The organism is Methanobrevibacter sp. (assembly GCF_017406825.1).
Taxonomy (GTDB): domain Archaea; phylum Methanobacteriota; class Methanobacteria; order Methanobacteriales; family Methanobacteriaceae; genus Methanocatella.
The window spans coordinates 109,248-125,191 of the sequence record NZ_JAFQXT010000027.1; the positions used below are offsets into that span (position 1 = coordinate 109,248).

18 protein-coding genes are annotated in these 15,944 nt (G+C 35.4%); 15 read left to right on the forward strand and 3 right to left on the reverse strand.

The window, feature by feature from the left end; all coding sequences use genetic code 11:
• The first annotated feature begins 86 nt into the window (after positions 1 to 86).
• The 8 genes from IJF99_RS05010 to ung all read left to right on the forward strand — a co-directional run bounded on the left by IJF99_RS05010 (position 87) and on the right by ung (position 5,779).
• The gene (locus IJF99_RS05010; protein ID WP_292792704.1) at positions 87 to 1,037 is read left to right on the forward strand and encodes a malate dehydrogenase; all 951 of its coding nucleotides are present in this window, start codon (positions 87 to 89) and stop codon (positions 1,035 to 1,037) included.
• Positions 1,038 to 1,045: 8 nt separating this feature from the next.
• On the forward strand, positions 1,046 to 1,486 hold the full coding sequence (dtd, locus tag IJF99_RS05015; protein WP_292792706.1) for a D-aminoacyl-tRNA deacylase: 441 nt from the start codon (positions 1,046 to 1,048) through the stop codon (positions 1,484 to 1,486).
• Between the two features lie 79 nt (positions 1,487 to 1,565).
• The gene (locus IJF99_RS05020) at positions 1,566 to 2,456 is read left to right on the forward strand and encodes a hypothetical protein (RefSeq protein WP_292792708.1); all 891 of its coding nucleotides are present in this window, start codon (positions 1,566 to 1,568) and stop codon (positions 2,454 to 2,456) included.
• An 8-nt stretch (positions 2,457 to 2,464) separates the two neighbouring features.
• Entirely contained in the window at positions 2,465 to 3,040 is a 576-nt protein-coding gene (locus IJF99_RS05025) for a zinc ribbon domain-containing protein (RefSeq protein ID WP_292792710.1), read from the forward strand.
• 9 nt (positions 3,041 to 3,049) lie between these two features.
• Positions 3,050 to 4,189: a toxic anion resistance protein gene (locus tag IJF99_RS05030; RefSeq protein WP_292792712.1), complete on the forward strand. Its 1,140-nt coding sequence runs from the start codon at positions 3,050 to 3,052 to the stop codon at positions 4,187 to 4,189.
• 1 nt (position 4,190) lies between these two features.
• Positions 4,191 to 4,631 (forward strand): hypothetical protein, encoded by a 441-nt coding sequence (locus tag IJF99_RS05035; protein ID WP_292792714.1) that lies wholly within the window; start codon positions 4,191 to 4,193, stop codon positions 4,629 to 4,631.
• Between the two features lie 5 nt (positions 4,632 to 4,636).
• Positions 4,637 to 5,107 carry a pyridoxamine 5'-phosphate oxidase family protein gene (locus tag IJF99_RS05040; RefSeq protein ID WP_292792716.1) on the forward strand — a complete coding sequence of 157 codons (471 nt, stop codon included), beginning with the start codon at positions 4,637 to 4,639 and terminating at the stop codon, positions 5,105 to 5,107.
• A gap of 12 nt (positions 5,108 to 5,119) precedes the next feature.
• Positions 5,120 to 5,779, forward strand: a complete 660-nt coding sequence (ung, locus tag IJF99_RS05045; RefSeq protein WP_292792719.1) for a uracil-DNA glycosylase — start codon at positions 5,120 to 5,122, stop codon at positions 5,777 to 5,779.
• 2 nt (positions 5,780 to 5,781) lie between these two features.
• Here the strand turns inward: ung and IJF99_RS05050 are convergent, their stop codons facing one another.
• The 3 genes from IJF99_RS05050 to IJF99_RS05060 are packed head-to-tail and all read right to left on the reverse strand — an operon-like array spanning position 5,782 to position 7,725.
• The gene (locus tag IJF99_RS05050; protein WP_292792721.1) at positions 5,782 to 6,381 is read right to left on the reverse strand and encodes a hypothetical protein; all 600 of its coding nucleotides are present in this window, start codon (positions 6,379 to 6,381) and stop codon (positions 5,782 to 5,784) included.
• A 36-nt stretch (positions 6,382 to 6,417) separates the two neighbouring features.
• Entirely contained in the window at positions 6,418 to 6,984 is a 567-nt protein-coding gene (locus tag IJF99_RS05055; RefSeq protein ID WP_292792723.1) for a hypothetical protein, read from the reverse strand.
• 12 nt (positions 6,985 to 6,996) lie between these two features.
• Positions 6,997 to 7,725 carry an alpha/beta hydrolase gene (locus IJF99_RS05060; protein ID WP_292792725.1) on the reverse strand — a complete coding sequence of 243 codons (729 nt, stop codon included), beginning with the start codon at positions 7,723 to 7,725 and terminating at the stop codon, positions 6,997 to 6,999.
• Between the two features lie 82 nt (positions 7,726 to 7,807).
• Here IJF99_RS05060 and IJF99_RS05065 point away from each other — a divergent pair, with 82 nt between their 5' ends.
• From IJF99_RS05065 to IJF99_RS05095, 7 genes are all read left to right on the forward strand, one after another.
• Complete coding sequence (locus IJF99_RS05065; protein WP_292792727.1) at positions 7,808 to 8,119, forward strand: hypothetical protein; 312 nt, start codon at positions 7,808 to 7,810, stop codon at positions 8,117 to 8,119.
• 421 nt (positions 8,120 to 8,540) lie between these two features.
• Positions 8,541 to 11,153: an Ig-like domain repeat protein gene (locus tag IJF99_RS05070; RefSeq protein ID WP_292792729.1), complete on the forward strand. Its 2,613-nt coding sequence runs from the start codon at positions 8,541 to 8,543 to the stop codon at positions 11,151 to 11,153.
• Positions 11,154 to 11,266: 113 nt separating this feature from the next.
• Positions 11,267 to 11,389: a hypothetical protein gene (locus IJF99_RS05075; protein WP_292792731.1), complete on the forward strand. Its 123-nt coding sequence runs from the start codon at positions 11,267 to 11,269 to the stop codon at positions 11,387 to 11,389.
• Between the two features lie 99 nt (positions 11,390 to 11,488).
• Positions 11,489 to 12,943 carry an NAD(P)/FAD-dependent oxidoreductase gene (locus IJF99_RS05080; RefSeq protein ID WP_292792734.1) on the forward strand — a complete coding sequence of 485 codons (1,455 nt, stop codon included), beginning with the start codon at positions 11,489 to 11,491 and terminating at the stop codon, positions 12,941 to 12,943.
• Between the two features lie 2 nt (positions 12,944 to 12,945).
• Positions 12,946 to 13,671 carry a hypothetical protein gene (locus IJF99_RS05085; RefSeq protein WP_292792736.1) on the forward strand — a complete coding sequence of 242 codons (726 nt, stop codon included), beginning with the start codon at positions 12,946 to 12,948 and terminating at the stop codon, positions 13,669 to 13,671.
• A gap of 16 nt (positions 13,672 to 13,687) precedes the next feature.
• Positions 13,688 to 14,815 (forward strand): MFS transporter, encoded by a 1,128-nt coding sequence (locus tag IJF99_RS05090; protein ID WP_292792738.1) that lies wholly within the window; start codon positions 13,688 to 13,690, stop codon positions 14,813 to 14,815.
• 24 nt (positions 14,816 to 14,839) lie between these two features.
• Positions 14,840 to 15,919 (forward strand): acyltransferase, encoded by a 1,080-nt coding sequence (locus IJF99_RS05095; protein WP_292792740.1) that lies wholly within the window; start codon positions 14,840 to 14,842, stop codon positions 15,917 to 15,919.
• The last annotated feature ends 25 nt before the right edge of the window (positions 15,920 to 15,944 follow it).

A 15,944-nucleotide genomic window follows, 5' to 3' on the forward strand; every position in this document is an offset into this window, starting at 1 on the left:
ATCCATTAAAAATCTATCTGATTTTCAAAGTATTGTTGGAAAGCATTTTAGTAAGATATTTTTATATAGAAATACAATATTATTATATGGTAAAAGTAACTATTATCGGTTCAACTGGAATTATAGGCAAGAATGTGGCATTCACCCTTGCACGTGAAGATACAGTTGATGAGATTGTCATGTTTTCAAGACCTCAAAGTCTCGATAAAGCCAAAGGCGAAACTTATGATATGTATGATGCCCTAGCTTCACGGGATATTGATTGCAGGTTAACCCCATCATGTGATTTTAATGACATAACAGGCTCACAGATAGTGCTGATTGCGGCTGGAGTTCATAGGGAAAAGGGAATGAAAAGACTGGATCTCGCAAGTACAAATGCCGAAATCGTGTATTATTATTCCAAAAAAATTGCAGAATATTCTCCTGATTCAATCATACTGGTTGCAACAAATCCTGTTGATGTGATGACCACTGTTGCTTTGAAGGCATCAGGATTTAAAAAATCCAAAGTCATAGGGGTTGGAAACCACCTTGATTCATTGAGATTAAAGAATTATTTTTCAAGACAAATTGACATTAACAGTTCTGAAGTACATACAAGGGTAATCGGTGAACACGGAGATCATATGGTTCCACTTTTAAGTTCAACCACAATCGGAGGTATTCCTCTTAAATATTTCGTTACTTACGTTGATCTGGATGTTAGGGGACTTATTGAACAATTGAAGCATGCTGGAAATACTATTATTTCCAAGAAAGGGGCAACAGAATATGGCCCTGCATTCGCGATTTCAAATCTCATATCAACAATGATTACTGATTCGCATAGGGTTTTGACTGTCAGTAATTATCTTGAAGGTGAAATTGAAGATGTTAATGATGTTTCCCTTGGTGTTCCTGCGGTTATTAGCAAAAATGGAGTTGCAATGATTGTTCCTATTCATATGAATGAATTTGAGAAAAAGATGTTTCTTGAAGCTTCAAAAACAGTTAAAGAAGTTACCGATGATGTATTCAATCATTTAAATATATAGGTGCTTAGATGAAACTCGTAGTTCAAAGGGTAACTTCAGCCAGTGTCGAAGTCGAAGACCAGATTTGCGGTGAAATCGAAGATGGTTTGATGGTTCTGGTCGGTTTTGGAGAAAACGACACAACAGAAGAAGCCGATTATTTGGCCCGTAAACTTGCTAAACTAAGAATTTTTGAAGACGAAAACGGCAGAATGAACAAATCAGTAATGGACATTAACGGCAAACTATTGCTGGTTCCCCAATTTACTTTATATGCTCATACTAAAAAGAACAGACCTTCTTTTCACAAAGCTTTGGCTCCGGATAAGGCAACTGAATTGTTTGATTATTTTGCAGACAAGTGTCGGGAATTCGTCAATGTCGAAACAGGCGAATTCGGCGCATTCATGAAAGTCAGACTATTAAATAATGGTCCCGTTACAATTCTTTTGGAAAAGGAATTTGAATAATAATAACAAGTTAAATACAAAAATTTAAAAACCCTTACTATAATATATATCTTTACAATAATTATGGAAGTACAGTTCAATGACTATTGAAACACCAAAATCCAGTGAAATCAAAAGATTAACCACTCCCTTAAAATTTAAAGATTCCAAAGCCTACGACAGCAGTGGGAATCTTATCAAGTATAGCGAAACCCTATCTGATGTTAGACTGATTGTCGAACCGAAGGAAAATGTCCTGTCAGATGAGGAGATATTGCAGTTCGCCCCACTGTCGAAGGCCGCTTCAAGGGTCAGACTCAAACGTGGGTTTGGAAACGTTCAGGATATTTTATACATTCATGAGCCAATTCCATGGATTATAGGATTATATTATGTAATCTTAATATGCATAGCCATACCGGTCTTCTATGCGAATATGACAACACTGATGTATGTTTTGTTAATCTTATCAATCGTTCCTTTAGTTTATTTATATCACATTTTCAGATTAAACACATATCAGCAGGTTGATAAAGATAATAATGTTGATATACATCAAACACAAAATAAAATAGATGCAAAACATAGTAATGGAGTCGAGTCCCTTAAGGTATATGAAAAGGATATAAATAACTTAAAGGTGCTGTTTGATGTTAAACAGGAGGTTGCCCGTGAACTAATAAAAAAACGATTTGAGCCTCCACAAATTACTTATGATAAATTCATCGCCACAATAGACAAATCAGAAGAATTGTTCAATAAACAGGCTGAAGCTGCATCAAACATTGTTAACTTGGCTGCTGAAGACACTCCAAGAATTCAAAATGAACTGAAAAGCAAGATAGATGCCATGAAAACTATCATAAATCAGATAGAGGATTTGATAAATGAACTGGTGATAAACATCAGTGCATCTGAACAGTCAAGCGAAGACGTTAAAACGTTGTTGGAGGATATGGAAAACTTAACAACATCCGTTAAAGATTATTAGGTGATATAATGACAAAAAATTGTCCTAAATGCGGAAAAGAATTGCCCGACAATGCTAAATTTTGCATGGACTGCGGATACAGTTTTGATAATACAAAGAGTGTAGGCTCAAGTATATTTTCAAATGGATCCATATTCATAATTCTGATTGCAGCAATACTTGTCATTGGAGGAATATTCATATTAACCACAAGCATGGGAGGAAATGACTCACCGGATGATGTGGTTGATGATGTGGAACATGTTGATTTGACAATCACTGATGTAGGTGGCTGGGACAGTGACAGCGGCAAGGAAAGTTATACATTATATACTTCAGCCATATTCAATGGCATTCCGGATGATTCAAAAGGATATAATATAAAAACAACATATTTTGACAGTAAAGGTAATGAAATTGGTCATGAGACAGAAACTTTAGAAAGCGTATATTATGAAACTAATTACGATATCAGTTTCGGATTTTATACAACATATAAGTTGCCTGACCCTGACCATGTGACAGTTGACGTTATAAAAAATGGAAAAGTAATTGATTCTTATACAGAAACTATAAATAAAAACAAGATTGATTTTTTAAATTAAGGTGATATTATGGCAGAATTCTCATTAGATGTAGACGGCATTAAAGAAGACGTAGAAAATTCATTAAATGAAGAAAAAACCAAATTGGAAAATTCAAATCTCAAAAACCAGGCAGATGATAATGCTGTAGCAATATTTGATGCGGATTTGGATAATCCTCAGGAAAGAGAAAGCATTTTAAAACCGTTGGATAACTTCGGTTTGAATGAAATGTCAAAATCAGCATCCCATAATGAAATGTTGTCAACAAGATTCGTTGATTTAACAAAAGGCGGAAAAGATGCAGATAATATAGGCGAACAGCTAATCGAACTGAACAAACAGATGAAAGACCTCGACCCAAGTAAAGTCGATTTTGCAAAAAAGGGAGTCATCGGAAACTTCATGAATCCAATCAGAAAATACTTTGCGAAATATGAAAAGGCTGAAGTTGCCATCTCTGACATTGTACAATCTCTTGAAAAAAGCAGTAAAGTATTGCAGAATGACAATACCACACTTTTGAATGAAGAGAACTATCTTAGAGAAGTGACCAATAAGCTACTTGCCGACATTGAACTTGGTAAACAGATGGATGCATCCATCGAAGCGCAAATACAGACTGCTGAAATCGAAGGTGTTGACCAGAACAAAATAGATTTCGTGCGTGAAGAGGTCCTATTCCCGTTAAGGCAAAGAATCATGGACATGCAGCAGATGATTGTTGTAAACCAGCAAGGAATCGTTTCACTTAATGTTATAAGACGCAACAACAAGGAACTGATTCGTGGTGTAAACCGTGCTAAAAACGTAACCGTATCCGCTTTAAGAACAGGGGTCATGGTTGCAAGTGCATTATATGATCAGAAAATCGTCATGGAAAAAATCAACGTTTTAAACCAGACAACTGAAAACATCATAGAATCCACATCCCACATGCTTAAGGAACAGGGCAGTGAAATCCAAAAGCACAGTGCGGAGACTATGATTTCACCTGATGTATTGAAAGCGTCATTTGCCGAAGCTCTCCAAGCCATTGAGGATGTAAGCACATATAAAGTTCAGGCATTGCCTCAGATGAAGGAAACAATTGACATGTTCAGTGAAATGGCCCAGGACGGTCAGAAGGTTGTTGAAAAGATTGAAACAAACAATAATTTAATTGAATAATATGAATGTATTTGAAAAATTAATAAGATTATGGTGGGTAATCCTCTCATTTATAAGTTTCTTCAATGGGTTAGGGTTTATTTATATCGGTTCCAAACACAGCAACAGGAATTGGACTATTGAAGGAATTGCATACGAGACACCATGGTTTTTTTATTTAATTTATAGTATAATCTTTGGATTTGATATTTTTAAGTTTAATCAAACAGATTATGTTCTTATAATTGCATTGCTGTTGCAGCTGATTTGTATAGTAAGGTCCTTTTGGGTTGCAATCAAACTCTGGGATGTATATGACAATAATGATAAATATGCCCACAATCCTGTTGAGTTAATAAATCCATTCAAAAGCAAAGAAAATAATGGTCCTTCAATTCATTCTGTATGCTGCTTATGCATTGCAGTAATATTTTTCATATTTGCAATTATTGCTATTCCTTAGATATTATGTTTAGAAAGATGAGAAGACACAGACAGGAACTCACCGCTGAAGAATGTGTTGAAATACTGATTAATGAACCAAGGGGAGTTCTGGCCCTTTTGGGCGATTATGACTATCCATATGCTATTCCTATGAGTCATGTATATGTGGACGGTAAGATATACTTTCACGGAGCGATGAAAGGACATAAAAACGATGCAGTTCAAAGACATGATAAGGTATCCTATTGTGTTATGGATAAGGGAGTGAAAAATGATGACGGATGGTCATACACTTTCAAAAGCGTCATAGTGTTTGGAAAAATCAGGACATTGTCCGATGATGATGAAAAAGTCGAAAAACTAACTCACTTGGGAGACAAGTTCTTCCCCACTCATGAAGAAACAGTTGATGAAATCTCAAGACTGCTGCATAGAACAGAGGTATTTGAAATAACCATAGAACATATGAGCGGAAAAATAGTGGAGGAAAACTAATCGGGGAATAACATGATAGGAAATGACTGGGATTTAGTCTTAAAAGAGGAATTTGAAAAGGACTACTTTTTAAATATAAAAGAGTTCATTGATGAGGAATATAAGACAAAAACAGTATATCCTCCCTATGATGAAATCTTCAACGCTTTCAGATTAACACCAATAGAAAATGTAAAAGTGGTTATCCTAGGCCAGGACCCATATCATGAAAAGGGTCAGGCTCATGGACTTGCATTTTCCACACCTGACGGCAGACCGATACCAAAATCGCTTAAAAACATCTTTAAAGAAATAAATGACGAGTATGATTATCCCATTCCGGAATCAGGTTGTCTGGATTCATGGGCAAAACAGGGTGTTTTTCTATTGAACACAGTTCTTACAGTTGAAGACGGAAACGCTAATTCCCATAGCAAATGCGGATGGCAGACATTTACAGATAAAGTCATTGAGATTTTAAATAATCATTCACAACCCATTGTCTTTTTGCTTTGGGGAAAACAGGCTGAAAAGAAAAAGGAATTGATTACAAATCCAAATCACCTTGTCTTAATCACCTCTCACCCTTCACCTTTCTCTGCAAGACGCGGCTTTTTAGGCTGCAATCATTTCAAATTGGCAAACGAATATCTTGCCAGAAATGATATTGAAGAAATAAACTGGAAATTATGAGTTCATGTCATAATTCCAAAATTAACACCATTGCTTCCTAGAGATACAAAAGTATGATGGCCGCTGTCGCTTCTCGGGTAATCATATCTCTGTGATTCAATTGAATTTACAATTTTATAGTTGTGATATTCCTCATTCAATATATCATAGAATTCTTCATGGGTGTAATTGGAATCTGAAGAGCTCTTTACTACTTCTTCAATGTTTTCGGTGATGTTTGTTCCCCTCCAAGCGACATAGTAAAACTCTTCACCGGCTGAAAACCATAATTTTGAATTGTTTTTCTCATCATATCTGTCGTATGATGTAAAATGAATGGCGTCATGGCCTGCAACTTCAACCTTTTTGGCGGTATTGTGCTCTAGAAAGTATCCGTATAAGCTCATTATAGCCGGATTAACATATCTTACTGTGAAAACATCAATGTCCTCATCGTATTCATACATATGAAAGTTGCTGCTGTATGGATTTTCATATTCAGGAGGTATTCTGAATTCTTCATAGCCTACATTTGCAGTAGTCCAGTTTGATGAGTCGACAGCACTCACCGCACTAATTAAAAAGAATAAGACTAAAATAGAAATTATGATTTTGCGGTACATAATACTAATTTGTTAATAACTTAAATATAAGTATTTTCAGATGACTATTTCATAATCGGTTTTCCGATTGTCCCTCATTCTTGAATCCATATCTATCAAGTCATAGACCAATGGATTGGCCATGAGCGCCATCCATATCTCATAGGTTGTTTTTACAAAATCGTCATTCAATCTGATATGGTCATGGACGATAGGGCATTCATAGGGGAATTCGCTTTCATCAAATATTAAATGAAATTCGCCTTTCCTGTCAAGATGAGGTATTAATGGAAATGTCCTGCATTGAATCGGCCGGATTGATCTGTCACATTTCGGAGGATTGGTGCATTTAACCAGATAAATCTGGCCCTTCCATGAATGTGGATATTTGATTTCGGATGAATCCATATAATACAGGTCAAAATCAGGACTTCCTTCATACATCAGCTCCTCACCCGGAAGCAGATACAGTGCCAGTTCCTCATTTCTGTAGTCTTCAGCATCATAAACGCAGCATACCTCTCCGCATAATTTCCCACAGTCAAAATCAACAGGTGAAACTTCATCCAACCTTTTATAGATTCTTTCAATCGTCCTTTTCATTTCATCAGCACTTATTTCCATATTATACACCAGTTAATTTAATCCGTCAATGAATCGGATTATCTCATCTGCAATCTCTTTCTGCTGCTTTTGAGGGGATATTTTAGCAATTCCATCTTTAGGCTGATTGCCGTAATTGCCTATTTGTGCATGGTTTCCACCATCGATTATGACTTCAGACAGGTTATTGCTTATAAAAGGAAGATTTTCATTATATGTTTCCATATTCAGGACTTTATCTTCAGTTGCATAGATGGACAGGACGGGTTTATTTATTTGCTTGTCGCTATATGCCGCCAACAAAATCAGTGCATCTGTATTGTTTGTTTCATTCAGATATTGGGCTGCCATCACTCCTCCCAATGAATGGCCGGACATCACATATTCAGTATAGTTATACTGGTTGATGATGTCATCCGCTGAATTCTTTCCGAAAATCGCAAGATTAAGTGGCATCTCAACTAAAAAGCAATCAACTCCTTCAGTTGATATCTGTGTCAATAATGGCAAGTATGAGATATATTCGATTTTGGCTCCAGGATAAAAGATTAATGCCGTATCATTTCCTGGCCCATCAAGAAGCAGTCCGTTTTCTGTTTTAATAACTGCAACATCATCCGTGCCGTTCATATATTTAAGTGCGGTTTCATCTGCATGGTATGTATCGCTTATATAATATGCACCATATGCAGAAATGGCCAATATAACAATGGCAATCAATATAATCACTTTCTTATTCATACCTAAATATTTCTCTTTCATAGTATTAAACGATTAGTTTAAATATTAATGCAGATATAATTTTAGATAGGCATTTTTAAAGTAATTACTTGGAGGATTAAGAATGAGTGAAAAGAGTCCAACCATTGCAGTATTATGGTCATTTTTATTTACAGGCATTGGCCTTGTTTATCTTGGGGATAAAACAAAGGGAATAATGTTTTTTGCAATTGGTGTGCTTTTCAATATTTTAGGAATGTTCATTATTGGTTTTTTCCATTATTTTTCAATATTGACATGGATTCTGGGAATCTATATCACCTACAAGGATTCCAAAAAGATTAAGCCGAAACCTGCTAAGTACCAATACACCAGAAGGGTCAGGCATTACGACAGGGGTAATGATGGCTATCGTTATGATGACGGATACTTATGAATTTTTTTTAATTATCCATAAAAAAAATTTCAAAATTTTTTAATTTTATTAAAATTCTTATTTTTTACAGATAATAGGTAATTGTTAGCGAATATCTTATTTTATAGTATAAATTATCTTATTTTTCATTAAACTACTTAAAACTTTATGTAATTTTATATTAATCGATGTAAGATTAAGTTTTTAAATTTTATATATTGAATTAGCTTTATAAATAGTTTCATATGATTTAACCTTTTTATAGCATAATTTAAGTAAATATCACTTTAATTCAATATTTTAATAATATTTCAATCTTATTTTTTAAAATTAAACTTATTTAATGGGATTTAGCTAATAAAAATGTTTATATAAGATATTTGTATAAAATATATTTGTACGAGATTTTTATAGCTCGAAATTGTTATGGAGGTAAAATATTTTGAACAAAAAAATATTACTCACTTTCATGTTCGTACTGATTATTGCATTATCGATTGGTACAATCTATGCGAGTGATGTAAATGTAACGGATTCATATTCTACAACTCCGGATGATCAATTGGACTATCAGATAGAAGTTGATCCATCTCAAGACAATACATATGAGTCCATCGTTGATAATGATGCATCAATCGATGTATTAGAATCGGAAAATTCAAGTACTTTATCAACTAACACTGATGACAGTAATATAATAACAAGTGATAATAACGGTTCATTCGTGAGCCTTGCAAAATCAATCACTGCAAAGGATATTACTAAATATTACAAGGGAAGCACTAAGTATACTGTAACCTTTGTTGATTTGAATGGAACTCCATTGGTCAATACACTGGTTAAAATCACTGTACATGGTGTTACCTATTCTGTGAAAACCAATAATAAAGGCGTTGCCACATTGGCAATCAATCTTAAGCCTGGAACTTATAAAGTTGTTGCTGAAAATCCGGTAACAGGTGAAAAGTTAACTACAAACTTTAAAATTTTATCCACCATTACTGCTTCCAATGTTAAAAAGGTTCGCACAGACGCAAGAAAATTTACTGCGACATTTTTAAAAAGTAATGGTAAGCCATTAGCCAAAAAAACAATTAAATTTAGGCTTAACGGCAGAACATATAATGTAAAAACTAATGCTAACGGAGTAGCTAAACTATCTTTAACATCTCTTGCAAGAGGGGTTTATAAGATCATATCAATCAATAGTGACGGTTTGCAGGTAACTAATACTATTAAAGTTTATAACAATGCAAGAACTACTTTAACCACTAACGCTTACACTTTCCTTAAAAATGCATCAAGCAAAGTGATTAGAGTAAAACTGCTTAACAGTTTTGGTTATGCGCCAGGCAAAGGTCAAAAAATCACATTTAAAGTGAACGGTAAGAAATATACTGGAACTACTAACGCTTATGGTGTTGCTAGCCTTAAATTGCCGAATTTGGCGGCAGGTAAATATAATGTATATTATTACTTTACAAAGACTAGCTTCTACAAGGCATCCAGTGCTTCAAATAAGCTATATATTATTCCAAGCAAAAACCCAACTTTTACTGTTAAAAGTACAACCACTTTTGGTCATGGTGCAGGAACACCATTTAAGGTTGCTTTAACTTCAGGATCTGTTCCTTTAGTCAATAAAAAAGTAACACTCACAGTCAATGGTGTGAAATCCACATTAACTACTGACAGTAACGGTATCGTTTCACTTCCAATCAATTTGGCCATTGGTACATACGAAATAACCTATACCAATAATGCTGATTCAAAAATCAATTCGAAAACAGGTTCATGCACTATCAATGTTGTTGAAAGAGCACCTACCACTATAAAATGGACAAGTTCAACCTCATTCTATCAAGGAACTCAAAAGGTTCAAATTCAGGTACTGGACTCTAACAACAAGGCAGTTTCCGGTGGAACTGTTAAATTGATTGTAAACTCAAAAACTTATACTGCTACAACCTCCTCTACAGGCTATGCGACATTCAGCATATCTTTCCCTGTAGGAGATTACAGCGTTTCATTCAGTTATGCCGGTGACAACACTAATGCGCCAAATTCAGGTTCCGCTACACTTAATGTGAAAAAGATTCCTACTATTTCCATTAAGGATATAATAAGTGCAGCTAAAACCGTGAAAACTTATTATCAAAACAATAAGAAATTACCGGCTTCCGTGACTGCTGGAGGAGTTACTCTAACAATGCCTGAATTCCTTTATCTAATGAGTCAGGCTATCGTTCAGCTTGGAAACTCCAATACAAAAGATATTGCCTATAAAAGTGGAATTGCAGCACCTGCTTCTCCAACTGGAGATAATATAAACTCAAGACAATTAACTAAAGATAACTATTTAAGATTGGCGAACAATCTTGTAACTTATATGAACAACCACAACAGAGCACCTAATTATGCTTCCACTGGTGTTGGTAAAATTATCTTTGAAGAATTGATTGACGCAAGTGCTAGAATATTGGCTTTCTACGGAGACAATAATAATCAGCTACCTAATTATGTGACTATCACATATGGGTCCAGTGATTCTTCACCGTCCGGAACAGGTCTTAATGAGAAAAACACTCTTTCCCTTAAAGAATTGGCGGAATATCTCAAATCCACTACCAACTGTCAAGTGGGCAACTCAAAGATTAAGACAGTCGTTCATTCTTTAACCAAAGATTTAACTTCTGATAGGGCCAAAGCTGAGGCAATCTACAATTATGTTAGAGATAAAATTTCATATAGTTTCTATTATGATACTAAACACGGTGCAGTCGGTACATTAACTGCAGGATCAGGTAATTGTGTTGACCAGTCACATTTATTGGTTGCAATGTTTAGGACCGCAGGTCTTTATGCCAGATATGTTCACGGAACTTGTAAGTTTTCTAGTGGCAGTACCTATGGTCATGTATGGACACAAGTATTGATTGGTGATACATGGACTGTGGCGGACGCTACCAGTAATAGAAATTCATTTGGAAAAATTGTTAATTGGAATACAAACTCCTTTACTCTAAAGGGCATTTATAGAGAGATAACATTCTAATTAACTATCTCTTTTTTCTTTTTTTTTAAACATATTTTTGATAATTTTCTAAAACTATAAATAATAGTCTTGCCAAAATATATTTAGGCATACCAAAATTTGAGGTGATTATCATGGATAACATGGTTGAAGCAAGAAAAAATATGCATGAAAGAAATAAGAGGGAAGAAAAAAATAAAAATTCAAAAACCAAAAAAGTAAAGAACTTTTTTTTCGGATGCTGCAAAAACAAATAACTTATTTTTCTTTTTTTAGATACCAAAACCAATATTTTTACCATTTAAAAAATTATCTTTTTATATCATATTGAACAAATTTAATTAAGAGGTTAAAATATGGATTATGATGTAATATATATTGGTAGTGGAAACGCAGCATGGCAAGGTGGTCGATTTGTAAGAAAAGCAGGACTCAAAGTGTTAATCATCGAAGAGGGATTATATGGAGGAGCATGTGCCAATAGAGGATGCAACTCAAAGGCAATTGTAGACTCACCATATGAAGTAAAAGCATTGGCCGATAATTTTGAAGGTTACGGCAAATCAGGTAATTTTGATGTAAACTGGCCCGATTTGATGAAACTGAAAAGAGAGCGCATTGCCAATATGTCAGTATTCCTTGACGGCAAATTCAGGGAATATGATTTGGACGTGGCACACGGAAAAGGAGTAATATTGGATGAACACACAGTCCAGGTCGCAGATAAAACATTCACTACAGACAAGATTGTAATATGCACTGGATTAAAGCCTGTAATTCCAGATATTAAAGGAAAGGAATATCTGCATAACAGTAATGACTTTTTGGATATTGATGAACTTCCAAAACATACGATAATCATTGGAGGGGGCTTTGTAGGAATGGAATTCGCATCCATTATTGCGGAAGCCGGCCTCGAGGCCGATGTCATTATCAGAGGGGATATGGCCTTGAAATACTTCCACCAGCCATATGTGCAAAATGTCATCGAAATCCTTAAAGAGAAAAATATACGATTCCATTTTAACCAGACAGTAAAGGAAGTCATCAAAAGTGACAATGTAATTATTGATAATCCTGAAGAAAAGGTTTTAAACGTCAAAGATGCAATGAACAGTGATGATGATTTAAGGGACCCTGAAGCAAAAGTTGACAATAAGGGTTATGAAAATGCATTCACCGTCAACTGTGAAAGCGGACTGAGAATTACCGGAGATTATGTAATTGCAGGAATGGGAAGAACAGCAAATGTCGAGGACATAGGCCTTGAAAATGTGGGTTTGACATACACAAGCCAGGGAATAAAAGTCAACGGGCACCTGCAGACCGATGTTCCAAACATTTATGCCTGTGGTGATGTTGCAGATACAGGAATTGCAAAACTGGTAACTGTAGCCATTCACCAGTCCAAATATCTTGCAAAGGAACTGCTGGGCGAGGCTGATGAGATAACATATCCTGTTGTTCCGGCAGTTGCCTATACCATACCAAGAATAGCTACTGTTGGAGTGCCGGCATATGTGGCTGAAAAGAGCGATGAATATGAAGTTCACACAATTAGATACGGCAGATCATATTCTCCAGTACTCAAAAACGACGGCAGAGCTGAAGCAAAGGTGATCGTTGATAAAGATTTGAACATTGTCGGTGCCGAAATATTTGCAGCCGATGCTGAAAACGTGGCGAACATGTTCTCATTCATCATAAACAAGAATATCACCCTTGAAGAACTTGACTATATGATTTATACATTCCCTTCAAGCAGTTCAGTATGTCTGTATAAGTTGCATAACATTCATTACGACTTGTAATCATGATAAAAAAAGAACACCTTGTCATTTCAATATTGCTGATAATAATTCTGGTCTTCAGCATTCTCATCATTTCCAATATTGAAGACAAGACTGAAGCCCCTCAGATGCCATGTAGAGTTACATTGGCAAATGACAGTGATGATCCGGGCACTGTTGAGGTTATCAGGGGCATCGGCAATCCTGATGGCGAAAGAATAGCTTATGTTGTAGGCGTTCATCCGTTGGAGCATCTCACCCATGAGACATTGGTCCGACTGCTACCGACTGTGGATGGCCTCAACTGTTGCTATGACATATATATAATCAATGTAACAGAGGATGTGGGATCCTATGGAGGTTCGTTCAATGATTACGATGACCCTGGAAGACAGAACGGTCAAAATTTAGCCTTGAAATATATTTATCCGCAGATACAAAGCGGAAATTACAGTTTGGCTATTGACGTTCACTCGAATGTCGGAGCATATGATTATAAAACATTCGTATTCAGCCCAGTGGAAGGGGGATTGGGCGAGAGGTATGCACGGGAGGTTGCCGACAACTGTGCGGATATTGCATATTATGCGCCTGATTCAACTACAAGCGGCCCCTATTTGACAATTCCATTAAATGAAAACGGCATTCCCGCTTTTTATTTTGAGGAATACAGTTTTGCCGAACAGGAAATAAAAGACCAACATATGTTGGAGTTGATTTCAGCGGTAGACAATATTTATATTGTCTAAAAATAAATATTACCTCATGGTGGAAAAAACTGTATGGTCATTATCTTTTGTATGCTTTGCAATGTCAACGCTTTTAAGTTTGGTGGGGATTATTTCAGTCATCCAACTGTATTTTAATGTTTCCATTGGTTTTGCGAGTTTATATGCAAGCATATTTGCAGGGACATTGGGCGTATCCAGTTTAATCACACCTGCTCTTTTTTCAAGATTTGAAAAGAAGAAGATGATGCTGATTATTTTGATAATCACATCAGTATGCAATCTATTCGAATTATTCATCACTGATTATTATGTTGCCCTGATTTTCAGAATCATTCCCGCATTCCTATATCCGATTGCAGTAAGTACAGCTTTGACTGTAGTTGAAAGAATAAATCCTGAATATACAAATAGGGTAGTTTTGGGTATTTCTGCAGGAAGTATTGTGGGACTTTCCATAACCTCCTATCTGGGGCTTGCCTACGGATATCAGGCAGCAATGCTCTGGCTGTGCGTTATTGATATTATAGCAGTATTGTTAACAATATCATTTGTTCCTAGTTATGAAGGAAACAAGGAGTCTGTTGTCATTCAAATCAGTCATGCAAAATCCAAACTCTTTTTGTATTCGATTATTTACGTATTCTGTATGGTCGTGGGCATAAGTATCACATACAACTTCATCCCAACATATCTAGACCAGGTTACACATATGAATGCGGAAATGCTGTTCATAACTTTATTCCTGATGGGAATGATGTCTCTTGTCGGAACAACACTTTTCGGGCATCTCATCAATAGGGACGGTAATAAAACGGTATTCCTGTACCCAATCGGATTTGCGATAGTGATGTTTGTTGTTGGCAGTTTTGCAAGATTTCCATTCTATGAGTTCTGTATCCTGATGGTATTTTCAATATTTGACGGATCCGCTTATACAGTTTCCCAATATTGGGTTACATCATCAATCCGTGACGCTCCCGAATTTGCCAATGGAATATTCCTGCTAATGTGTAACGTATCCATATTTATCGGAACGATGGTTGGAAGTTTCATTATTGACCAAATCAACATATTATACATCTTCTTCGGTTCAATAATCATGATGCTTCTGGCAATTCCATTTGTTGCAATCAGGATTAAAACCAATCCAAACATTATATGAATGCTATGATACAAATATAATCATATGAACCAATCAAAAAGAATATTCTATTATGATGTTTTAAGGGCATTGGCCATAATCGGAATAGTGTTTTGCCATGCATCAGTCGTATTCGTCATAACTGGAATCAATAACCCTGATTTCTATATATCTGCATTTTTTGATTGCTTCAGAGATTTTTCAATACCTGTCTTTGTAATGCTCAGCGGAGCATTGCTTCTAAATAGGAAGGATTCGCTGAAAACGTTTTTCAAAAAGAGACTTTCAAGAATTTTCATACCATTCCTATTTTGGGTCATGATTTATATAATCTATTCATCTTTTTATGTAACACACGGATTTAACTTAAGCAATGCAATCGATATCTTTTTTGGAACATCATCCACGCTCGGCGTCGCATTCTGGTTTATATGGATGATTATTATTGCATATGTTTGCATTTTTTTAGTTAACCAAATTTCATTTGTTTTGAAGAAATATTCATTGGACAATAACTTCATCAATGCATTGGCATTGATATCCCTGATTTACATAATGATTGTGCAGTTTGGTTTGTTCAATCCATACCCTTCAAGGATAACCTATTTCATTTCTTTCATGTCATATATCCTCATCGGGTATTTCATAGCCAATACAAACTATCTTGAATCAAAGATTTCCGCAAACAGGTTAGTTTTAATAACTGCTTTCCTGTTCATTGTTAGCTACTTCCAATACATTTTTGGCTATGTTGTGCCGATGTCCCAGTCCCACAGTCATTTCATCGCTTCAGGATATTTCAATTTAAGAACATTATTCATGTCAGTCAACTTCTTTTTGATGTTCAAATATCTATCTAAAACAGAATTAATGGACAAATTGGAAAATAATTCCCTTGGAAAGGCATTGACATATATAAGCAATTACAGTTTCGGCATCTACCTGGTTCATTATATGGTTCTGCATTCATTGAAAATGAATCTGTTAAGACTCACCGACTATACGCAACAAAGTCCTCTGCTGTGGATTCCGTTGTTTGTCAGTTTAACATTATCGATTTCATTATTGATTTTATCCGTTATAAATAAAATTCCATACCTTAAAAAAGTGTCAGGTAGCAATTGATTGATTAATTCGATGCTAAATTATT